Origin of the sequence: Acinetobacter sp. YH1901141 (genome assembly GCF_013416935.1) — a bacterium.
Lineage (GTDB): Bacteria > Pseudomonadota > Gammaproteobacteria > Pseudomonadales > Moraxellaceae > Acinetobacter > Acinetobacter towneri.
Genome location: NZ_VPEY01000011.1, coordinates 25,495 through 48,376, shown reverse-complemented (window position 1 = coordinate 48,376; position 22,882 = coordinate 25,495). Strand labels below are relative to the sequence as shown.

The following is a 22,882-nucleotide window of genomic DNA, read 5'->3' as shown; positions in this document are numbered from 1 at the left end:
ATATCTCTAACACAATCAAAGGGCAATTTGATTCACATGCTAATTTTGCAATGTGCAGTGCTAAAATTCTGCTTGCAGCTACAATGCCAACTTGTGTTTATTCTTGGCAAATAAGGCAGACCCAATCCCTTTGACTTGCTGAAGTTCTTCAATACTTTGGAATTTTCCATTTTGTTTTCGATATTCCACAATCGCTTGTGCTTTTTTCATGCCCACCCCAGACAATTGCTGCAATTGTTCTAGTGAAGCGCTATTTAAACGCACTTGATTTGTATGCGCACTTTGCTGAGTAGGACGTGCTAAATAATGTTCTGCGCTTGATGATGTGGTTTGAGCCGCACTTAAACGCTGATCTTGCGCGGCTTGCTGCGCTTTCCATTTTAAATAGTTTTGATCATAGCTGTGCCCACCCACCTGCGCAGGCTTAGATTGCACATTTTGTGCTGTAGTCCATACACTGATACTGCATAACAGCAATGCAAGCCAGTACTGCCATCCGAAAGAAAAAAAGCGAAAAGAAACTTTTAATTGCTGCGATATATTCATGTTGCCGCAAAACCTGTCATTTTAATTGTTGTTTTGCCTGCTCCCAAAGTTGATCCATTTCTTCTAAAGTCATATCTTCTATTGTTTTTTGTTGTAATTCGGCCTGATCTTCAATGTAAGCAAAGCGTGTTCTAAATTTATGAATTGTGCCCAATAATGCCAACTCACTGGACACGCCAAGTTTACGCCCAACATTGATTAAAGAAAACAAACAATCCCCTAACTCATCCTGTATTTCATCGGATTGTTGCTGTTGAATCGCCTGTTGTAATTCTTGCAATTCTTCTTCTAACTTGCCATACGCACCTTGCACGGTATGAAAGTCAAAGCCCAATTGTGCCGCATGTTGTTGAATTTGTTGTGCTTGCACCAAGGCGGGTGCATGTTTCACCTCATCTAAACGTGACTTTGCTTTACCCTGTTTTTCTTGTTGTTTGATGGTTTTCCATAAAGCAGCGACATCTTCTGCGCTGAGCTGCGCAAACTGTTCTGCCTGAAACACATGTGGATGCCGACGAATCAATTTATCGCAAATGGCTTGCACCACATCCTGAAAATCAAATGCGCCTTGTTCGCTATACATTTGTGCCTGAAACACCACTTGCAACAACAAATCACCCAGTTCATCACGTACATCATCCACCTTGCCTGAACGCACTGCTGCTTCAACTTCATAAGCTTCTTCAATTGCGTATTGAGTCAAACTTTCTGGGGTTTGTTTTTGATCCCACGGGCATTGTTGACGTAACTGTTGCATGATTGAAAGCAATTGCTGCATGGGTTGTTCCTTATTTCAATTTATTGCACGAATGCACCATTTTTTTGTTATGCTCAGACGGCAAGGACGATATGCACAACAAAAATAACATCAGGGAGCAAGTTCAAATGCACAGTATCTTGATTAGTGGCGCTGCACAAGGCATTGGTGCGGCAATCGCACAATTGTTTTATCGGCAAGGTTACCGTGTCGGTATTTATGATATTCATCTCACACAAGCACAGCAATTGGCAGAACAATTGGGTGAGCGTGCGCATGCAGGTTTGCTTGATGTAGCAGACTATGCCAGTTGGCAAGCTGCATTATCCGATTTTTGCCAATGGGCAGGTGAATTGAATATTTTGGTGAATAATGCAGGAATTCTCTACTCAGGCGCATTTGAAGACACACCCATAGAAGCGCATCATCGGACTATGGCAGTGAATGTGAATGGTGTATTAAACGGTTGTCATGCGGCTTTGCCTTATTTAAAACAAGCAAGTTTTGCACGGGTGATTAACCTGTCTTCGGCATCTGCGATTTATGGACAAGCCGATTTAATTTCTTATTCTGCTTCCAAATTTGCAGTACGTGGCATTACGGAAGGTTTAGATATAGAGTGGCAAAAATACGGCACTCGGGTCTTAGATGTGATGCCGCTATTTGTACAAACTGCAATGGTGAAAGATATGGATGCAGCCACCATTCAAAACATGGGCGTGCATTTATCGACAGAAGATGTCGCCCAGGTGGTGTATCAACAAGCGACGGTTAAAGATTCGATTCTGACCAATACGCATCGTGCGGTCGGTTTAAAAGCCAAAACCCTAATGCAACTTTCGAGTATTAGCCCACAATGGTTAAATCGTCTGTCGAATAGCTTGTTGGCGAAGCGTCATTAATTCTACATCTATCTATATTTAAATTAAGTTGCTCAAAAAAAATCCCGAATTCACATTCGGGATTTTTTAATCAAACGCGTCAAAATTTAAGCCTTAGCCTCGCTTAAACTTCTTCTCGGCTTTCTTAAACTTCTGCACATAACGACGACGACGTGCCGCAGTACGCTCATCCACTTGTGACTTACGCCCTTCAAATGGGTTTTCAGAGGTTTTAAATTCAATTTTTACAGGTGTACCTTCCAGCTTATAGACTTTACGGAACACGTTTTCTAAATAGCGACGGTAATCTGCAGGAGTTTTATCGACCTTATTACCATGAATCACGATGGTTGGCGGGTTCTGTCCACCCATGTGTGCATAACGCATTTTAATAGCACGACCTTGCACTTTAGGTGGATGGTGTGCATCTGTTGCGTCATTCAAAATTTGCGTCAATTTGGCAGGTGACACTTTTAAGTGTGATGATTCATAAGCACGATGAATAGAAGGATATAAATCGCCCACGCCTGTACCATGCAAGGCAGAAATTAGGTGGATTTTTGCCCATGGAATAAAGTCAAAACGACGCTCAACATCTAACTTACATTGTTTGCGATCATATTCGGACATATTGTCCCATTTGTTAATCGCAATCACCATGGCACGCCCTGCTTCAAGTGCGTAACCAATCAAGTGTAAATCTTGCTCGACAATACCATCACGTGCATCGACTACAATCACCACCACGTGTGCATCTTTCATGGCTTGCAAGGTTTTCACAATCGAGAATTTCTCGATCATTTCATCGACCTTACCTTTACGACGCACACCTGCAGTATCAATTAAGGTGTATTTACGTTCGTTGCGCTCAAACGGAATATAGACAGAGTCACGTGTCGTACCCGGCTGATCGTATGCCACCACACGTTCTTCGCCCAATAAACGGTTAACCAGTGTCGATTTACCCACGTTTGGACGTCCAATGATGGCTAAACGCAAACCTGTGTCTTGATCATGTGCATCTGGGTTTTCATCTTCAGGAACATCCGCCAAAACGTCTTCCAGCATTTGCTGAACGCCTCGACCATGACTGGCAGCCACTTGCAATGGCTCGCCCATACCTAGTTTAAAGAACTCAACCAAAGCGGCTTCGGCATGTACGCCATCTACTTTGTTCGCCACCAAGAATACTTTTTTGCCCAAAGTACGCAATTCACGCGCAATTTGCTCATCCGATGCCAACAAGCCTGCACGTGCATCGACCACAAAAATGATCATATCGGCTTCATGGATGGCTGTTTTAGATTGTTCAGCCATGTAAGAGTCGATGCCACCTTCACTTTCGCCAATACCGCCAGTATCGACCACAATGAAAGATTTATTTTGATAGGTTGCATCACCATATTTGCGGTCACGTGTCAGACCTGCAAAGTCAGCAACAAGTGCATCACGGCTCTTGGTAATCTGGTTAAACAGCGTTGATTTTCCGACGTTCGGACGACCAATGAGCGCAATTACGGGTTTCATAGATTAACCTTTATTCAAGATCAGTCAGTTTCAATGGTCTGTACATCCGAAACTGTGGAAGAAAGAACAGAGTATGGATGTTGGGTTCAGCGTTGCGACCACGCAAACGACAGAGAGAACATCGACCACTCTATTAAATAAAAACACGGGGCATTGATGATTCAATTACCCCGCGTAAAAATACGGACAACTATTTTAGCATAAAAGTCAGAACAAAATTAGCGGTTCTGCCAAACGCTTAATGCGCCCTTTTGCGTTGCGACATAGAGTTGATTGTCAATTACACGCAATGAACGGACTTCGCCATTGGTTTTTGAACGTCCAACCAGTTGCCCTGAGCTTGGATCAATGAGGTGTAAAACACCATCTAAATCACCGACCACTAAATATTGTCCAAACAACACAGGATTAGATAAACGACGGTTGAGCAAACTGTCATTTTCCCAAAGTGCTTGTCCTGATGTGATTTCGTAAGCTGCAATTTTACCATCTGCAGTGCTGACAAATACACCATTCCCCGCAACTTCTGGACGTTTGGTACTGCTTGCATCTTCACTCCAAATCACTTGTTGTGAAGCCAAGTCCAATACGGTGACCTGACCTTGGTAGCTTGTGGTCACCAAGAATTGACCAGCAACCACTGGGTCGCCATCAATGTCATTTAAGCGTTGAATGTCTGAACGGCCTTCACTAATGGCAACGCGGCGCTGCATACGTGGTACGCCTGTAACAATATCCAGTGCATAGACATAGGCATTTGCAGAAGCAATCAGTACAGTACGTGAATCGAGCGCCACAGGTGCAGCCATACCACGCAAACTAAATTGCACGTTTGGCAAGTTGTAAGTCCACACCAACTGACCTGTTTCGGCATTGTGTGCATATACCGTGCCGTCATTACTTACAGTCACCACACGACCCGCCTGAATTAACGATGGCGCAAGAATTGCACCTGTTAACTGTGCAACCCACTTTTGCTCACCTGTTTGCTGATCTAAAGCAAACAATTGTCCTTTACTGTTTCCTGCAACCACAATGCCATCAGCAGCATTGACACCTGCAGTTAAGCCTTGCTTAGACACTTGTTTTTGCCAAAGACGTTGCTTGCCTTGATAGGCTGCCATCTCACCTTTAGGATCAACAGTATAAATTACCCCGTTTTCGGCATCTAATTGCAGGCGTAGTGGATCGGCTGATGTAGTCGATGCAACGCTTTGTGAAAATACAGGAACTAGACTTTGTGCTTGCTCAAGTTTTGGCAGTGGATTTGGCTTAACTTCTGCAACTTTAATTTTATTGGTAGAACACCCCACTAAAGCGAGGGTTAAAACGGTCAGTGCAAACGGTATTTTATACTTTCTATTCATTAGCTCTCATCCACTTGTGTTTCTAATACTGGGCGTTCAATTTCAGGATCATCCACCAAAACACCAACACTTTCGAGTTTTATTTGTAAAATTTGACGTTCTTGTTTACGTTCCACCAAAGTATCCCATGCACTTTGATAGGCTTTTTTGGCATTTTCACGGTCATTTTTCGCGACATAAACATCGCCACGCGCTTCATCTGCAGTCGCTTTAAATGCAGGATCAGTCACCGCGGCCAAACTTTGAATAGCTTCATCGTATTTCTTTTGCGCCAACTGTGCATAAGCCAAACGCAACTTAACCAATTGCACTAAGCCTTGGTCTTTTACTTTAGAGTTTTCAACTTTCTTTAAGGCTTTTTCTGCGGCAGCAAAATCTTGCTGATCGTAAGCGAGTTTAGCCATTAAGAATTGAGTTTGAATAGCTTGCGCAGAATCAGGGGCTTCTTTCACAATTTTATCGGCAGTTGCAGACAATTGACTGAAGGCATCTGGATTGCCTTCTGCTGTACGTGCATCATCCATCAGTTGTTGCACTTTAGCAGTATTCATTTGCTGCTCTGCCAAGGTTTTTTTCTGCCAATATTGCCATCCGAAAAAGGCAATCAACGCAATTAAAATCCCGCTAATCATGGCTGAACCATATTTTTTCGCAAACGATTTTAAACTATCAAGTTGTTCGTCATCACTCAATGCGCTCATTGGATTACCCTTTTCCTTATGTTATTTGGCTTATTGTGAAGAAAATTTTTCAATGATGAAAGGCACAATTTTGGTCACTGCAACAGTCGTTTGCTCAGCAGTTGCCAAGGTTTTCACTGCCAATTGCTGTGCTTCCGCTTCGCGCTCACCAAAAATCAAGGCATAGATTGCACCTGATTGATCGGCTTTTTTCATTTGGCTTTTCATTGAGCCTTGTGAACCAACTTTTAAGCGAATCTGGCTGCCCGCTTGTTCGAATTGGTCACGAATTTGCTCAGCTAAAACCAACGCCTTGCCTTGAGTTGTTGGATCTGCCAACAAGAATACTTCACAATCACGTACAGGCGTATTGTCTTCGACTTGTTCAAGCAACAACAATAAACGCTCAATGCCCATGGCGAAGCCCACGGCAGGTACGGACTGATCTGCCTTACCCTTCAACTGCCCAACCAAACCATCATAGCGCCCGCCTGCACAAACTGTGCCTTGCGAACCTAAATGCGTGGTTGTCCATTCAAAAACGGTTTTATTGTAATAATCTAAACCACGTACCAGTTTTTGATTAATCACAAACTCAATGCCTGCATCGGTTAAATATTGCTGTAATTGGGCAAAGTGATTCAGCGTATCTTCGCCCATAAAATCATGCAATTTTGGTGCATTTTCTAGGATGCTTTGTGTTTTAGCATCTTTCGAGTCCAAAATACGCAGTGGATTGGTACTTAAACGACGCTGTGAATCTTCGTCTAAATCGGCTTTGTGCGCTTCCAAAAACTCAACCAAAGCGGCACGATACGCTGCGCGCTCATCCGACTCACCTAAGGTATTCAACTCTAAGCGGACTTTATCGGCAACGCCCATACGTTTCCATAAACGCGCAGTCATTAAAATAAGTTCGGCATCCATATCTGGTGTTGCAACACCAAAAGTTTCCACACCAAATTGATGGAATTGACGATAACGACCTTTTTGCGGTTTTTCATAACGGAACATTGGTCCGATATACCACACGCGCGGTGTCGCACCACGTAGCAAATTGTGCTCTAACATGGCACGTACACAACCTGCAGTTCCTTCAGGACGCAAAGTCAAAGACTCAGGCGGATTGCCCTTGTCTAAGAATGTGTACATTTCTTTTTCGACGATATCGGTCGCATCACCAATTGAACGCTTAAACAAATTGGTTTGCTCAACCATTGGCAAACGAATTTGTTGATAACCATAAGCATCCATTAAAGATGCTAAATGTTGCTCTAGACGTCTCCACGCAGGTGTTTGCGTTGGAAGAATGTCATTAAAACCTTTAATTGCAACAATTGAACTCATGACTTACTCAGAAAAATTTGTACGAATAATCTCTTTAGATTTAGCTTCTTCAAGCTCTGTAACACGCTGACGAACCATGCTTTCGATTTCATCAACGAGTTGATTGGTATCAATTAAATGGCTCTTTTCACCATTACGATAAACCAATGAACGCGGACTTGCGCCCACCACACCAATATCTGCTTCTTTGGCTTCGCCTGGACCATTTACCTTACAACCAATGACCGATACATCCATTGGAGTACGAATATCTTCTAAACGCTCCTCCAATGCCTGCATTACAGAAATGACGTTAAATTCCTGACGTGAACAGCTTGGGCAGGCAATAAAGTTAATCCCGTTAGAGCGTAAACCTAAAGATTTTAGAATATCAAAACCGATTTTAACTTCATCTTCAGGTTCTGCCGCAAGTGAAATACGCATGGTATCGCCAATGCCTTCCATGAGCAGACCGCCCAAAGCAATTGCAGATTTTACGGTACCTGTACGGTAAATACCTGCTTCAGTTACGCCCAAATGTAATGGATTATCAATTTGTTGTGATAACAAACGATAAGCATCCATGGTTAAAAACACATTCGATGCTTTGACTGAAACTTTAAATTCCTGAAAATCTAGACGGTCTAAAATATCAATATGACGCATGGCAGATTCCAGCAATGCTGCGCCTGTCGGCTCGCCATATTTTTTCTGAATATCTTTTTCTAGCGATCCCGCATTCACACCAATCCGCATAGAAATATCATGATGTTTGGCAGCAGCTACGACTTCACGAATTTTAGCTTCCGAACCAATATTACCCGGGTTAATCCGCAAACAGTCTGCACCCGCATCAGCAACTGCCAACGCAATTTTATAGTCAAAGTGAATGTCTGCCACCAACGGCACAGATACTTGCTTACGAATTTCACCAAATGCAGCTGCGGCTTCCATGGTCGGTACAGAAACACGCATGATGTCTACGCCCGCATCTACACAACGCTGAATTTGCGCCACGGTTGCAGCAACATCGCAGGTTTCCGTATTGGTCATACTTTGGATGCTAATGGGCGCATCACCACCCACATAGACAGAACCCACACGAATTTTACGGGTCGGACGGCGTTGAATTGGATTTACAATCATGATATCGCTCTACCTTGCTGCATTATCGAGATAAACGGAATTCTGCTTTTCCGTTCACAGTATATGGCGATAATGAAATCGACTCATTGTTCAAACTTAATGACACAGCAGTCGCATCATCTAAGCGAATTTGAAATGGGGCTTCGCCTTGTAAATTTAAAGTAGAGGCTTGACGTCCTGTCGCTAAAACATTGCCAGCAGAGTCAACAATATGCACTGAAGTTGGACGAGCAAATTGCAAATTCAGCTGATCGCCCGAAGCAAGTGCAGGCGTGCTGCCTGTCGCATTGTCAGAAATGATTTGCACATCGGATTGCAGTACTGCAATTTCAGGTTCTGCACCCTCTTGACCAGACGACATCCAGTTTTGAATTAGCGCGACCAATGCCCACAACAACAGCAATACCGCCACAATCACAGCGATACGTGTGAGCCACTTTTTATTGCGATCGCGGTTAGAGCCTGGCAGTTTTCCCATAATTTTGATGGGTGAATTGTTCAAGGCGTGATTTGGCAACAACCCTGTATCGTTGGCATAAATTTCATCAAAACGCTGAATAATGGCTGAAGCATCGACCTGTAAATATTTGGCATAGGTACGATAATAACCTTTAATAAAGGTCGCTTCAGGCAAAGCGGTATATTCGTCTTGCTCTAGCGCCATCAGCGTTTTTAATGGAATTTTCAAATCTTTTGAAACATCATCCAGTTCGCGTTTTTGATTGACGCGAATTTGACGAAGGTACTCACCTGGACGTTGAACATTTCCTAATGCATGGGGTACAGGCGTTGTCCCCTGTGTGGGTTGCGGTGAATTAGGATTTACTTCCATACGGCCTCAGTACTGTACTGTAATTGCAAATAACGTTGGTATTCTTGGCTATTGGGAAATAATGCACGCAGCTGGTTCACTAAAACCTGAGTTCCCAATTGATCGCCATTGGCACGTGCTAAACGAATCCCAATCCATAAGGCACGCGCACCCTGATTTTTTTGCCCCACAGCACGTACAAATTGTTCATACAATTGTCGCGCGGGTGCAAATTGTTGTCTTAAATATAAAATTTCCGACAACTCTAACATTGAAACATAAGAATCGCGATTGGCTTGCAAGGCTTGTTTGAATGACTTTTCGGCATTCTCTATATCGCCTAATTTCAAGTAAATACGACCTACATTTTCCAATGCTCTAAAGCGTTGATCATAACCCAGTGTTGCACCTGCAATACTGAGCTGCTCAATCGCATCATTATAGCGTTCTACTTGATATAAATACGTACCATAGTTGTTACGCGCTTGTGCATTTTTTGGGTCAGCGGCAATGGCACGCTTAAAATACGCATCGGCTTTTTCTAAATTCAGCTTGCTGCCTTCTTGTTGCAGCAACACGCCCATCATCATATTAGCGGTGGAATCACGTGAATCGCTTTCCAAAGCTTGATCAAGTGCGCGTTTGGCTGAGTCTAAATCGCCATTTTTTAAGTATTCTGCTGCCAACTGCGTACGTACTTGCACCGCTTTTTCAGGGTCTTTTTGCCCTAAGGTTGGAGCTGTGGTTTGACAAGCTGCAGCAAAAATTGCCGAAATACAAACAGTTGTAATTTGTGCGATTTTAAATACAGGCTTATTCAATGGACATCCCCTTTGCGTCTTCGTTCGATGCAAGTTAGTTATCTATACAAGTCATTATCCTTGCGAGCGTATGATTTCATTTTGCGCTGCAACTTTCTTTTTCCACTGTTCGGCACGGCGGGTGCGGTCTGCCACTTGTCCGACCAATTGCCCACACGCGGCATCAATATCATCACCACGTGTCTGACGAATCGTACACACAAAACCTGCATCAGACAAAGTTTTTTGGAAAGAAATAATTCGATTTCGGCTTGAACGTCCATACGGCGCGTGCGGAAATGGGTTAAATGGAATCAAATTAATCTTGCTTGGCAGGTTCTTGAGTAGCTTAATCATTTGCTGCGCATGTTCAGGATGGTCATTTACACCATCTAACATGACATATTCAATGGTCACGTGTTTACGCGCACTTTCGTTGCCATCTTTGCCAATATAACGCTGACAAGCTGCGATTAATTGTTCCAATGGATATTTTTTATTGATTGGAACAAGTTCATCACGCAGTTCGTTATTGGTGGCGTGCAAAGAAATTGCCAAAGCCACATCAATATCTTGTGCCAATTGGTCAATTTTAGGTACAACACCCGAAGTCGATAAAGTCACACGACGCTTAGACATGCCATAAGCAAAGTCATCTAGCATAATGCGCATGGCGTTCAAGACGGCATCGTAATTCAACAACGGTTCGCCCATACCCATCATCACCACGTTGGTCACAGAACGCTCACGTTCAATCACAGGCACATCTTCCATATAGGAATAGTTTGCCATCCACAACTGACCAATAATTTCGGCTTGGGTTAGGTCACGCTGAAAACCTTGTTTACCCGTAGAACAAAATGAACAGTCCAGTGCACAACCTACTTGCGATGAAATACACAGGGTTTTACGTGAGCCAGTTTTGTCTTCGGCAGGAATCAGAACGGTTTCGACCAATGAGCCTTCACCATCACCGACACGGAATACCCACTTACGAGTACCGTCTTTAGAATAATTTTTATGCACCACTTCAGGCGCTTTAATTTCACAAATCTTTTCCAGTTTTTCACGTAACTTGCCTGAAATATTGGTCATTTCAGCAAAATCTGTAACAAAAAACTGGTGAATCCATTTCATCACCTGCCCTGCACGGAATTTCTTCTCGCCTAAATCTTCAAAGAATTTTTCCATTTGTGGACGTGACATGCCAAGGAGATTCACTTTCTCTGCAGTCGCAGACTGTGCAGGAGCGGACGCAGATGCTTGCTGAACATCTGTCGCAGATGCAGCGAGGACTTCTGTACTCATGTGTGTATACCTAAACCATGTCTAAAGATGAAAGGAGAAGCTCAAGAGGTGAGCAAAGGTTTATTCAGAAAATAAAAATCGGAGAATAAAAAACCAGATAAGCATAATAACACTTATCTGGTTTGAATACTGCGTATTAACGAGTACGTGGGCAAACTTCAGTTTGAGCAAAGAAGTAGTTTACTTCACGCTCTGCAGATGCAACTGAGTCTGAACCGTGAGCAGCGTTTTCATCGATGCTTACAGCGAAATCTGCACGGATTGTACCAGGTGCAGCTTCTTTAGGGTTTGTTGCACCTAAAATTTCACGGTGAGCAAGAACTGCGTTTTCACCTTCAAGAACTGAAACAACGACTGGACCAGAAGTCATGAACGCAACTAGGTCACCAAAGAAACCACGTTCTTTGTGCTCAGCGTAGAAGCCTTCAGCTTCAGCTTGAGAAAGGTGTTTCATTTTAGTCGCAACGATTTTAAGACCAGCTTTTTCGAAACGAGCAAAGATGTCACCGATGTGGTTTTTAGCAACTGCATCTGGTTTTACGATAGATAAAGTACGTTCAATAGCCATGATTGGCTCCTTAAGTCAATGTTGACGCGAAAATTTTGCCGCATTATACCGAATAATGGGCTATTTTCTGCTTTTGATGTGTAAAAAAATTGCTTTTTTCGATATGAAGCGCATTGTGCAGGACCTTGATCGGCAAATCAATCTTGCTTCACACCGCTAGATTAACGTGCTTCGTCAATCCACGCCATTTGAATGGCTTCTAAGATGCCTTCAGTCGATTTTTCGGGATCATCTTGAAACTCTGGCAAAGCACAGACCCAAGCGTGCAAATCGGTAAAACGAATCCATTGCGGATCGACATCGGGATGCGCCTCATATAACTCAATGGCAATGTCGATGCTGTCCGTCCAACGTAAACCCATGTGTATTCCCTATTCTAGTCAAGACAGCGACTACTTTAACAAATTTCGCATGGGCTGCCTGCCATTACTGCACTGAATTTTCGATTTGGTTTTATCCAAGCTTATAAAACAATATTTACATAAGGTGCAGCCAAAATAATCGCACTCGCCACTGAACCGCCAATCATCGCCCCGACTGCCACATCACTCGGATAGTGCAAGCCTAAAATCATACGGGAAACGGCCACCAAAATCGTAAAGGGCAACATCAACATCAACAATACTGGCTGGATATAACCCAAAACCGTTGTGGTCATGACTGCATGCAAAGTGTGACCTGATGGGAAGCTAAAATGATCTAAGGGACGTTCACCCAAACGGATCACTTGGTGTACCTGATACGGACGTGGACGGACGGTTTTTTGTTTTAAATATTTATAAATACCTGTGCCGACAGATCCGCCTAACAACAGATAAATAATTTGTAAACTATAACCAATGCCCTGCATCATCCATGCACTTGCGAGCATGACATACCAGAACACACCATCGCCCAAACGGCTAATAACTTTAAAAAATTGTGCCACCCGCTGAGAGTGGGAAAAATGGTTAAGATACAAACAGCCTTTTAAGTCGAGATCCAGCATTCTTATTTTTGCATTTTTAAACTTCATCAGTTCTCTCCTCTTTGGCGTATAGCTAAGATGGCATGTGTAGCTCCTTCGCCACCAGATATAACGCCTGCTCAAATTGTTGGACTGGATACTGCCAGCCAATATTTAAAGTCGCTTTGCGGGCGTGTTCGCCCATCTGTCTAAGGGTTGTAAGATCGGGAAGTCGGTGGATATGACCGACCAAATCTTCTGGCTGACCGAGTGGACTCAACCAGCCTGTTTCATTCGGTTTTAGATGTAAACGTGCGCAAGCATAGTCATAAGCAATGACAGGCAAGCCACTGGCCATAGCTTCTAACACGACATTGCCAAAGGTTTCGACCTGACTGGCAAAAGCAAACACATCGGCACTGGCATAGGCTTGTGCAAGTGCTGTGCCACTTAAACTACCTGTAAAAATGATATCTCCCTGAGCGTTCATGGCTTCTAAACGTTCACGGTCTGGCCCATCTCCAACAATCACCAATTTCACAGGCTGTTCGGTATTTTTTGGCATACGCTGATAGGCATCAATAATAAGATTGACTTCTTTTTCAGGTGATAAACGCCCGACATACAACATCACCCGCGTGTTTTCACTGGCACCCCAACTTGCTCGCAGTTGGGTCGAACGAAAATACGGGGAAAAATATTCAACATCGACACCACGCCCAACCACCACTAAAGGCCCTTGCACGCCAAACTGACGCAATGATTTTTCGGTGTGGCTACTTGGCACACAAGTCAGCAAGGTATTGTTATGAAACCATTTTAGATAGTGCTGAATTGGCTTGAGTAAAAATGCCAAATCGAAAAAACGGCTAAAATCTTGAAATGCAGAGTGAAAACCACTTGATACTGGAATATTTTTGGATTTTGCAATATGTAAACTAGCAAGCCCTAAAGGACCTTCAGTGACGATATGCACCACATCAGGTTGAAACTCATCTAAAGCCTGCGAAAGTTTAGACCACTGCGGCCAGCCAAATTGTAAATTATTATATTTAGGAATCGCTTGTGCTTTTACCAGACATTCTTGGTACGGTTGGAATTGAGTACAGGTTTGTTTTTGTTCAGGGCGAATCAATAAAATTTTGTGTCCAAGTTCCTGCAATCCTTTGCAAAGCTGCAACAGTGAACGTGCCACACCATTAATTTCAGGTGGCCAAGTTTCTGTTACAAGGGCAATTTTTAAACGTGGGCGGACAAGGTCTGAGAGTTCAGAGGTAGGCTGGCTGCTTTTTTGTTTTTGATCTTGTTTGAAATGAAATTTAAATGCATCGCTGTAACGCTCTAATTTACTGCTCTGCTTTGCCAATACATTGCTCATCGCCTTTTGCTCAATTCTTATTTTATGCTTGCTAGCATAGAGCAGCTGCATTGCAGTAATATGATGCTTTGGTGACACATTTGTCATTTTTTTAACAACTCGATGATCGCCTATACCTAGTTTTGCACACATAGTTTTATGTATGAAAAAAAAGCAGATATTGGATACCTGCTTGCTGAATATTTTTTTGGCTGAATACCTGATCTGCGGTGCATTTTGTCTGGATCTGCCGCACATCTAAGCCCTCTAAAAAAGTAAATTAATATACAACTCATCGGTATAACGACCTGCTGGCGTTGTCAAACTCGGTTGTTCATCCAAGCGTACCGCGACACTGTATTTATGTCCTGTCGTAGAAACATGCCCTGCGATGGGCGTATTCCACAGATTTGTTTTTGCTCCCATAATACTCATACTGGTGCGTAAACGGTGTGAACCATTATTCACAAAGCTGCTGCCATGTTTGTCACGTAAATTACGACTGCTGAACTGAATGCTATAACCACGGTCACAGCGCACATTAAAACTGGTTGCAGTCTGGCTACGGTATTGTGAGCTCATTTGCAATAAAGATTCACTGACCGAACCAATGGTGCAAGCCTGTGCAGGAAAACAAATCCAGCATCCACACAGCACTAGACTTAATTTTTTTACCATCCCTAATTTTTTCATATTCTCATCCTCAATCATCCTGCTGATATACTTACTGACAAATCAAATCTAACTGTCTGGTTTGTGGAACAGTGCCTGCTTTAACTTGAGGGACGTCAAGTGAACTATGGCAAATTTTTCCACCTTTGGTTTTGACTTTCAGCATATAACTGCCTGCTTTCACACCATATAAATGTACTTTTCCATCGCTGCCCACAGGTACAAATTCAGTTGCATCATCACTTAAATACACTTCACTGCCCTGCACAAAGGTCTGCTGATCGGGCGTAAGTAAACGCAATATAATCAAACCTGTACGCTGAACAGGGAAATTCACTTTATAGCCACGTTGATTCATACCAATCACTTTTTGGCTTGAATATTCAAAACTGTCATACAGATCTAACTGGTCCTGATCAAAAGACACGTCGTAATTGACGTAAGGCACAATGTCGTGCACAAACGCATAGCCGTGTTGATTGGTTTTACCAACAGGTGTTAAGGCGCGCTGCACTTCCACATTTGGAATATCACCAACATTCACCAAAGCAAAAGCATTGTCTACATATTTGGTCATGGCCCATTTACGGTCTAACCACACTACTGCACCCTGATAATTGGCTTGACTGTAGCTAAAGCGTTCACTTTCATCGTGGCTTAAATATAAATTACCCATCGGCATTTTCAGGGCGGTATAGGCATTTACCCCAATATCCCCTTCTGTTTGTTGGTGACGCACAGCAAGAGTGTAATCCACACCATTTTGCGTCAGGCTGCTCTGTGCATAACGCAACTGGGTTTGCTCATCAAAATTATGCGAAAGCTGCGCACTGCGGCGTTGGTCAAATTGATAATTCAGTGTTAAATATGCCCCGTCACTATCCTGCACTTTCAAATCTTTATAATAAGAAAACGACAGTGAAGTTTGACGCCCAAACATACGAGAAAAACCAACTGTAAGCATTTGGCTATCTGCAAAGCTATTATTTGCATTGGGATGATAACGGCGCTCTAGATAGTTCACATTTAAGGTATTGATTAAAGGAATATTGAAAATACTGACATAAGCTAAGTTGTCGTATTCCACTGTTTGTGTCATATCGCTATAACCCAAACCACGATATTCAGGACTGTAGTATTTATGACTTGCACCAAGTGCAAGCCGACTTCCATTACGGCTTAACGAAGCGCCAAAGGTATAACCATCGCCCCAATCACTGTGGCTAGACGCAGCATGCGTATCTAACAAGGCATATTTGCTGAGAGATTGCGTCCATAGCAACCCGACATTCTGCACATCTTTGCTATAACTTAAATTGGTTCCTAAAGTCGTGCTGTCTGTAATTCCACGTCTGAAATAAAGGTTGCCAAAAAACTCCCGATAATCATCCGACACGTAGTCGTAGTCATAACGCAGCTTTCCTGCAGAAAAGTTGTATTCGTTCAGTCCTGGTTTGAGTAGTTGCGTGGTGACATAAACTGGAAAAGATTGCACGGTACGATTTCCCAATACATCTTCCACGACCACTTGCGCCTCGCCCGACTGCTGAATATTGGCACCCGTATTTAAGGTATAGTGCCCAGGCGTCACTTGTTGCTGATATAAATTGATGCCATTAATGTATAAATCGACGGTAGATGGCAGTACGGCACTGCCTCTTAAAGTCGGCACATTCCAATAAATAAAGTCTGGATAACTACTAAAATTTGACCCAAAAGACACACCGCCAAATCTAAAGCTATCTAATAATGGATTATAAACACTGGTGTTATCGCCCAAAGTTAAACGCTGATAACGAGATGGAAATTCTATTTCAAAACTGGTATTCAAACGCAGCAGCTTATCTTGATCTTGTTCTGCCTCTTTGCGATACATCATGCCATTTTTAAAAATCCAGTAATCTTTAAAAATACCAAGCTCCGCCAAGCCATTTAATTCATTGTAATTATCATAACGTGCATACAGCACATCATAATTTAAAAAACCGCCCAACTCTGCTTTAGACGGAATCGCATGCGTTTGGGTAAATTGTGCATCTATAAAATAGCTGGCAGGTACAGTTAATTTAATCGCTTGCAGCGCAAAATCTTGCTCAGACTGAATTTCATTGGTGGTTACAGAACAGAACTGAGTTTGTGCGCTGTGTTTTTGCAAACGGTCTTGCTGTAAACCGAGTTGTTGCAAGACCTCACATTCCATATAGCGTTGCCCATCCTGTTGCAACACCAGACTTTCAATGACACGATCTACGCCATTTAGCCAGACACTATTTAATACCATTTCAGGCTGAGCAGCAGCGGCTTGCAATGGTATCCCCCACAGGACACTTTGCAGCGCAAAAAACAGTCGAGTTCTATGCATGATTTAGCCCTTCATTTTCAACTCAATGGCTTGCTCACTTTTATCTGTTTCAAGTTTGAGTATGTAATTTTTCAAATCACTGAGTTTGATTTGCCCCATATCAAAGCTGTGCTTTTGTTGATTCAACAAATATTTCATTTCACGTGTGGTTGCGATGGGTTGTTTTTGTTGGTTTAAAATGCTGATTGAAGAAATTTGCACATGCGATGCAGCATGATTTTCTATCTCTAAAAATAAATGGTCGTTTTGATAACGCGGGGTTGCAGTCACCTGAATGGCATCTTGCTTACCCACAAATAAAGGAACAGAAATCGTAAATAAAAATTGGAGAGCGTCTTCTTCCACCACAGGGGCAATTTCTTTAAAAACAATACGCCAAGTTTTTTCTTGCGCCATTTCTTCCTTAGAAAGTGGTCGGCTAAAACCTACGCGTATCACTTGTTGTGCATTCGGTTGTAAAACAAAGTTTTTAGGATTAATTAAGATGTCTTGTTCTGGTTCTAGCACATCTTCACCCTGTGCATTTTGCGACCATTTGTAGGCAGACATTTCAAAGCTTTTCGGTTCAGTAAGGTCTGTGGCTTCCATGACCACCGTTGCACTGCGTTGTCGTGCTTTATCGCCCAAATACATTTGAGTCGGTGAAATCACCAAATTTGCATAAACTGCCTCTGCACATAAACAACTTGCGACCAGCACATATTTCAATAATTTTTTCATGCATCCCCCAACAATGTCTGATTACGCTTGTCTTTAGACTAAAAAGTTGACTCCACCCTGTCGGTAAAGCCAACTGATTCAGATTGCGTTCAAGTGAATTAGAATGACACTCGAATGTTGTATTTATCGGTATAGGTACCCGCTGGTTTAGAAATACCTACACCGTCACTTTTAACCAAGACATTGTAAGTACTCCAGCCATTGTTGCCTGGCGCAATATTGGTTTGCTGATCGTTTAACTGAATCAAAGATGGTGAACCCGCACGTTTGGTTTCAACCGTTAAGCCCACTGCATGATTACCTGATTTGGCTGCAGATTTGGTTGTTTTGCCTCCACCAACACGGTTGTCGGTATCGACCAATAAGTTGTAGTTTGCATTCGCCCCAACCATAAATTGACCAGAAGCTTCTGCACCATCTTTTAATGAGATACTTGGTGTTTTCACTTTCAGCTCACAGCGCTTAGGCACAATCACTTGAATTGGAATACTTCCTGTACATGGCCCTTCGTTACATACTGGGGTTGGCTTAGGGTCTGGTTTAGGATGATGATTACCACCTGCCATTGTTACCGTTGAAAAAGCTCCGAAAACCATCAAAGCAGCAGCAGTTTTAATAAATTTAGACATGTCACTTCTCCATAACTCTTATAAAAAACCATTTTTTAATCATTCACTCACTTGAGATATCGTTAGAATTATTGAAACTCAATCCTTAGCAAGCTTCTTCATTTTAGGTATTTTTCACAAGAAACCATCTATGCGCCCTATTTCACGCAATATTAAATAAACCTTGGATTTCAGAAAATTAGGAGATTAAAGTACTGTTTTAAATGACATCGCAAAAAACTAGGGAGCAGCTCACTCCCCAAAATTTGTGATCCAAATTTTAGGGATAATGAAAAATATATATTTATTTACATCTAGAATAAGTTTTTGTTTTTAATTAATTTTCATTGTATTTTTATTTTAACTTTTGTTACATTTTAGATGGGTTTATTTTTGAAAGAATGGTCAAAAATAAAATTTTATCTCTTTTTTTAATCCACTTTTCACGTATTTGATTCACTATCCCCTATCACATTCAACAGACTGAGCGTTTTTTTACATCAAATCTCACCAATTACAGGGATTGCCCTTCGCTATAAAAACCCATGCTTTAAACGACTGAATTTATCCAAAAGATCAAATTTTTACATCACCAACTCAACGAAGAAACAGTTGATCATTCATCTATGTCTGTAAAGTGAGAAATAAACCTCGCAAGAAGTTTAGCCGTTCAATAACGCAATAGCAGACAAAATAAAACCCCATTCAAGCCACTGCCTGAATGGGGTCATCACACCTGAGTCAGTAATATAGACTCAGGTACACACGCGTGACTTATTTAACGTAAGTCAACCAATGTGCATATTTGTCATTCTTGCCTTGAACTGCGTCAAAGAAAGTTTTTTGAATTTCAGTGGTAATTGGGCCACGTGAACCACAGCCAATCACACGGTCATCGTATTCACGAATTGGGGTAACTTCTGCTGCTGTACCTGTAAAGAAGGCTTCATCGGCAATGTAGAATTCATCACGCGTAATACGGCGTTCAACTACCTCATATCCCAAGTCTTTAGCAATGGTGATCACCGTTTGACGCGTAATACCATCTAAAGCACCGCCTGCGATGTCTGGTGTATGTAAAACGCCATCTTTAATTAAGAATACGTTTTCGCCAGAACCTTGACATACATAACCTTGTGGATCCATCAACATCGCTTCGTCATAGCCTGCTTGCGCTACTTCTTGGTGTGCAAGAATAGACAAAGTGTAGTTACCAGAAGCTTTAGCTTTACACATGGTCACGTTTGGATGATGATGCGTAAACGATGAAGTTTTAACGCGAATACCTTTAGCCATCGCTTCTTCACCCAAGTATGCACCCCAACCCCAAGCCGCAACAGCAGCATGAATGGTGTTATTGGTTGCAGCAATACCCAGTTTTTCAGAACCAATCCAAATTAATGGACGTAAATAGCACGATGAAAGTTTGTTTTCACGTACCACATCAATTTGCGCCTGTTCTAAAGCTGCTTGATCAAATGGTACTTTCATTTGATAGATTTTTGCAGAGTTTAACAAACGCTTAGTATGGTCCTGAAGACGGAAAATCGCAGTTCCGTTTGGCGTTTCATAAGCGCGGACACCCTCAAACACACCCATACTGTAGTGTAAGGTATGCGTTAAGACGTGAATTTTTGCATCACGCCAGTCAACCAATTGTCCATCTTGCCAAATAAAACCATCACGATCAGCCAAATTCATGGCACACACTCCAAATGTTTATACAATAGTCATTTTAATCCAACGCAGACATTGCAGTCGGATCAATTAATCTTTGCCATAACTTGCAAACGACCTCACGGGTATCGTACCAGTCCGCAGCATTGACTTGCATGGATTGATTTGCAAGGGCTAAGCGGTGGCTTTCGGCTCGTTCACGGAGATAAGCTTGAATCAATGCTGTCGCATCGTCGCTGGATAAGCAACCTGTTTTTGCGGCATCTTCAAGGATTCTTACGTTGTCGGAATAATGGGCGAGATCAGGATTCGACCCACTCCAGGCTAATACCGCATACTGTGCCATAAATTCGATATCAACGATACCACCTGCATCCTGTTTTAAATGAAAAATTCCATCTTTTTTTTGCTCTTTAGATGAACCCAAATGATCTTTCATTTTTTGACGCATTTTCAGCACTTCACTGCGGACATAAGCTTCATCTCGCGGCTGGGTTAAAATCTGACAACGCAACACTTCAAACTTGTCACGTAAACATTGCTCACCCGCAATACTGCGCGCACGCACTAAAGCCTGATGCTCCCACAGCCACGCACTTTTCAGTTGATATTGCTCAAAGGCCCGTAAACTGGTCACCAATAAACCCGCATCTCCCGAAGGACGTAAACGGGTATCGACATCATAAACTCGACCATCTAAAGTTTGCGTGGTCATTAAAGATACAAATTTGCGTGCCACCCGCATGGCAAACTCAAAGCCACTGATCGGTTTAATGCCATCGGTATCGGCTTGTTCATCCATGTTGTGAATAAAAACCACGTCTAAATCTGAGCCGTAACCCAGTTCGATGCCACCCACTTTGCCATAACCAATAATGGCAAAAGCGTTATGCTCCAAACCACAGCGCTGTCCTTCACTGTCTAGCGGATAACCATGTTTTTTGACAATCATCTGATAGGCCAGTTGTAGGGCTGCATTTGCGGTCACTTCGGCAATATCAGTTAACGCATCTGACACTTTCATTAAGTGACTTTCTGCCAGTACATCGCTGGCCGCAACTGTTAATACGTTGGATTTTTTGAATAAACGTAGCACCCGCATGAGGTCTTCAACTTCATCCAGTTCAATGCGCAGCAATTGTTGGCGCAAAGAATCTTCCAAATCGCTGCGTTTTGGCAATTCAAAATCCATGGATAAAAACTCATCTAACAACACAGGATATTGCGTTAATTCTTCACAAATCCACGGGCTGACTGTGGCCATTTTTACCAAGCGTTGCAGTGCCCCCTTGCTTTCAATCAGCATGACCAAATACACGGTACGACGCAGAACAGATTCGACCAGTGGCATTAAACGCATCAATGCCATTTGTGGATTTTCTGACTGCAACACTGCTTCAATCAAGTGTGGCCAAAAGGTTTTTAAACGCTGTAAAGCTTTGGCGGTGAGTTTTTTAATGGCATGTCCATACCAGAACTCATGCACTAAATTTTTCGCTTGATCGTCTAGTACCGCATCGAGCTGTTTTTCTAGCTGACTGTAATTTTCCAGCAAAGAATCGGGTTCATTTTCTTTAATTAAATGCTCAAACTGATAAATGACTTTGACACGCTTTTCATTTAGGGTCTGCATAAAGCTGTCCCAATCGGCAAAGCCCAAAGTATCGCTAATGCGTGCGCGTAACTCAGGTTCAGTCGGTAAAGCTTGGCTTTGCTGATCATTCAAGGCTTGAATGGCATGTTCTACTCGACGCAGGAATAAATAGGCATCTTCCAAATCCAGTACGGCTTGTGGCTCTAGCAATTCAGCTTCACCCAAATGGCGCAAACTCACCAAACACTGGCGGTCTTGTAATTCTAGTTTTGAACCACCGTAAATCAGCTGAAAAACCTGCACAATAAATTCAACTTCACGAATACCGCCCGCGCCCAATTTAATATTGTCTTCAATATTACGACGCTGCACTTCGCGCTCAATCATGGCTTTCATTTCGCGCATGGCTTCAAAGGCGGTGTAATCGACATATTTGCGGAATACGAAAGGTCGGGTCATTTCCAGCAGTTCATAACCTTCTTGCCCACCTGTGATAATACGTGCCTTAATCCAAGCATAGCGTTCCCATTCGCGTCCATGCTGGCTTAAATATTTTTCCAGTGCGACATGGCTAATCGCCAAAGCCGAACCATCACCCCACGGACGTAAACGCATATCGACACGGAAAACAAAACCATCGGCGGTGATATGATCTAATAGATAGATCAGTTTTTGTCCCCATAAAATGCAGAATTGCTGCACTTCAATACACTTGCGTCCATTGGTTTCGCCTTGTTCATCAAAGGCAAAAATCAGGTCGATGTCGCTGGATAAATTCAGTTCCTGCGCACCATGTTTACCCATGGCGACCACAATCAGGTCTTGGACTTTGCCGTTATATCCCATCGGTTCGCCATGCTTGGCAACCAACGGAATCCGCGCAAAATCTTTGGCAACTTGCACACAAATATCGGCAAAGTCTGAAAGTTCCTGTGTCAACGTCACCACATCGGTGAGTTGGTTGGCATCTTGCCAAATCCAGCGGAACATTAAACGCGCGCGTAAAATTCGCAGGGTTTTCATCCACAAGGTTTCATCTTGAATGTCTTGTAAAGTCGAAATCACCAGTTGATGAATGTAGTCTGCGCTCAGCGGTTTTAGGAATTGGTCAATTGCATAATCCTGCTGTAACAGGCTTTCGTGATTTGCCAAGACTTGTTCTGCATATTGACTGGCATGTAACGTTTTTTGCAATTGTTCCGCATTCATTTTTAAGACCTAAAACCCAG

21 protein-coding genes are annotated in these 22,882 nt (G+C 42.7%); 1 reads left to right on the top strand and 20 read right to left on the bottom strand.

The genetic code is table 11. The annotated features are described in order from the left end of the window. Positions 1 to 78: 78 nt before the first annotated feature. A complete protein-coding gene (locus FTV52_RS07910; protein WP_096901517.1) occupies positions 79 to 546 on the bottom strand; it encodes a ComEA family DNA-binding protein in 468 nt (155 codons plus the stop codon). Between the two features lie 16 nt (positions 547 to 562). Next, complete coding sequence (gene mazG / locus FTV52_RS07905; protein ID WP_179990499.1) at positions 563 to 1,324, bottom strand: nucleoside triphosphate pyrophosphohydrolase; 762 nt, start codon at positions 1,322 to 1,324, stop codon at positions 563 to 565. A gap of 107 nt (positions 1,325 to 1,431) precedes the next feature. Between mazG and FTV52_RS07900 the strand changes: the two genes are divergently transcribed. Further along, entirely contained in the window at positions 1,432 to 2,205 is a 774-nt protein-coding gene (locus tag FTV52_RS07900; RefSeq protein WP_004975109.1) for an SDR family oxidoreductase, read from the top strand. A 93-nt stretch (positions 2,206 to 2,298) separates the two neighbouring features. Here FTV52_RS07900 and der read toward each other — a convergent pair whose 3' ends face one another. The 18 genes from der to glnE form a co-directional block, all read right to left on the bottom strand. Then, entirely contained in the window at positions 2,299 to 3,711 is a 1,413-nt protein-coding gene (gene der / locus FTV52_RS07895) for a ribosome biogenesis GTPase Der (RefSeq protein WP_004975107.1), read from the bottom strand. 218 nt (positions 3,712 to 3,929) lie between these two features. Beyond that, positions 3,930 to 5,078 carry an outer membrane protein assembly factor BamB gene (bamB, locus tag FTV52_RS07890; RefSeq protein ID WP_096901518.1) on the bottom strand — a complete coding sequence of 383 codons (1,149 nt, stop codon included), beginning with the start codon at positions 5,076 to 5,078 and terminating at the stop codon, positions 3,930 to 3,932. Beyond that, the gene (locus FTV52_RS07885; RefSeq protein WP_131260757.1) at positions 5,078 to 5,779 is read right to left on the bottom strand and encodes a tetratricopeptide repeat protein; all 702 of its coding nucleotides are present in this window, start codon (positions 5,777 to 5,779) and stop codon (positions 5,078 to 5,080) included. Before FTV52_RS07885 ends, bamB begins: the two co-directional genes overlap by 1 nt. A 30-nt stretch (positions 5,780 to 5,809) precedes the next feature. Continuing rightward, a complete protein-coding gene (hisS, locus tag FTV52_RS07880; protein WP_004975101.1) occupies positions 5,810 to 7,105 on the bottom strand; it encodes a histidine--tRNA ligase in 1,296 nt (431 codons plus the stop codon). 3 nt (positions 7,106 to 7,108) lie between these two features. Further along, on the bottom strand, positions 7,109 to 8,230 hold the full coding sequence (gene ispG, locus FTV52_RS07875; RefSeq protein ID WP_131260758.1) for a flavodoxin-dependent (E)-4-hydroxy-3-methylbut-2-enyl-diphosphate synthase: 1,122 nt from the start codon (positions 8,228 to 8,230) through the stop codon (positions 7,109 to 7,111). A gap of 22 nt (positions 8,231 to 8,252) precedes the next feature. Next, a complete protein-coding gene (locus FTV52_RS07870) occupies positions 8,253 to 9,062 on the bottom strand; it encodes a RodZ domain-containing protein (protein WP_004975098.1) in 810 nt (269 codons plus the stop codon). Further along, a complete protein-coding gene (pilW, locus tag FTV52_RS07865; RefSeq protein ID WP_371971077.1) occupies positions 9,053 to 9,841 on the bottom strand; it encodes a type IV pilus biogenesis/stability protein PilW in 789 nt (262 codons plus the stop codon). The genes FTV52_RS07870 and pilW overlap by 10 nt, the downstream gene beginning before the upstream one ends. A 75-nt stretch (positions 9,842 to 9,916) precedes the next feature. Then, positions 9,917 to 11,149: a 23S rRNA (adenine(2503)-C(2))-methyltransferase RlmN gene (gene rlmN, locus FTV52_RS07860; protein ID WP_004975094.1), complete on the bottom strand. Its 1,233-nt coding sequence runs from the start codon at positions 11,147 to 11,149 to the stop codon at positions 9,917 to 9,919. Positions 11,150 to 11,285: 136 nt separating this feature from the next. Then, positions 11,286 to 11,717 (bottom strand): nucleoside-diphosphate kinase, encoded by a 432-nt coding sequence (gene ndk / locus FTV52_RS07855; RefSeq protein WP_004975092.1) that lies wholly within the window; start codon positions 11,715 to 11,717, stop codon positions 11,286 to 11,288. Between the two features lie 161 nt (positions 11,718 to 11,878). Then, the gene (gene iscX, locus FTV52_RS07850) at positions 11,879 to 12,079 is read right to left on the bottom strand and encodes a Fe-S cluster assembly protein IscX (RefSeq protein ID WP_004975089.1); all 201 of its coding nucleotides are present in this window, start codon (positions 12,077 to 12,079) and stop codon (positions 11,879 to 11,881) included. A gap of 101 nt (positions 12,080 to 12,180) precedes the next feature. Continuing rightward, the gene (locus tag FTV52_RS07845) at positions 12,181 to 12,732 is read right to left on the bottom strand and encodes a phosphatase PAP2 family protein (protein ID WP_004975087.1); all 552 of its coding nucleotides are present in this window, start codon (positions 12,730 to 12,732) and stop codon (positions 12,181 to 12,183) included. A 25-nt stretch (positions 12,733 to 12,757) separates the two neighbouring features. Beyond that, complete coding sequence (locus FTV52_RS07840; RefSeq protein WP_179990497.1) at positions 12,758 to 14,041, bottom strand: glycosyltransferase family 1 protein; 1,284 nt, start codon at positions 14,039 to 14,041, stop codon at positions 12,758 to 12,760. A 246-nt stretch (positions 14,042 to 14,287) separates the two neighbouring features. Continuing rightward, complete coding sequence (locus tag FTV52_RS07835) at positions 14,288 to 14,713, bottom strand: hypothetical protein (protein WP_179990495.1); 426 nt, start codon at positions 14,711 to 14,713, stop codon at positions 14,288 to 14,290. Positions 14,714 to 14,744: 31 nt separating this feature from the next. Further along, complete coding sequence (locus FTV52_RS07830; RefSeq protein ID WP_179990493.1) at positions 14,745 to 17,054, bottom strand: fimbria/pilus outer membrane usher protein; 2,310 nt, start codon at positions 17,052 to 17,054, stop codon at positions 14,745 to 14,747. A 3-nt stretch (positions 17,055 to 17,057) separates the two neighbouring features. Next, positions 17,058 to 17,774, bottom strand: a complete 717-nt coding sequence (locus tag FTV52_RS07825; RefSeq protein ID WP_104852477.1) for a molecular chaperone — start codon at positions 17,772 to 17,774, stop codon at positions 17,058 to 17,060. 98 nt (positions 17,775 to 17,872) lie between these two features. Next, positions 17,873 to 18,403, bottom strand: coding sequence for a hypothetical protein (locus FTV52_RS07820; protein ID WP_131260765.1), 531 nt, complete (start codon positions 18,401 to 18,403; stop codon positions 17,873 to 17,875). 753 nt (positions 18,404 to 19,156) lie between these two features. Continuing rightward, entirely contained in the window at positions 19,157 to 20,083 is a 927-nt protein-coding gene (locus FTV52_RS07815) for a branched-chain amino acid transaminase (RefSeq protein ID WP_004975074.1), read from the bottom strand. Positions 20,084 to 20,117: 34 nt separating this feature from the next. Beyond that, positions 20,118 to 22,862: a bifunctional [glutamate--ammonia ligase]-adenylyl-L-tyrosine phosphorylase/[glutamate--ammonia-ligase] adenylyltransferase gene (gene glnE / locus FTV52_RS07810; RefSeq protein WP_096901524.1), complete on the bottom strand. Its 2,745-nt coding sequence runs from the start codon at positions 22,860 to 22,862 to the stop codon at positions 20,118 to 20,120. Positions 22,863 to 22,882 lie beyond the last annotated feature (20 nt).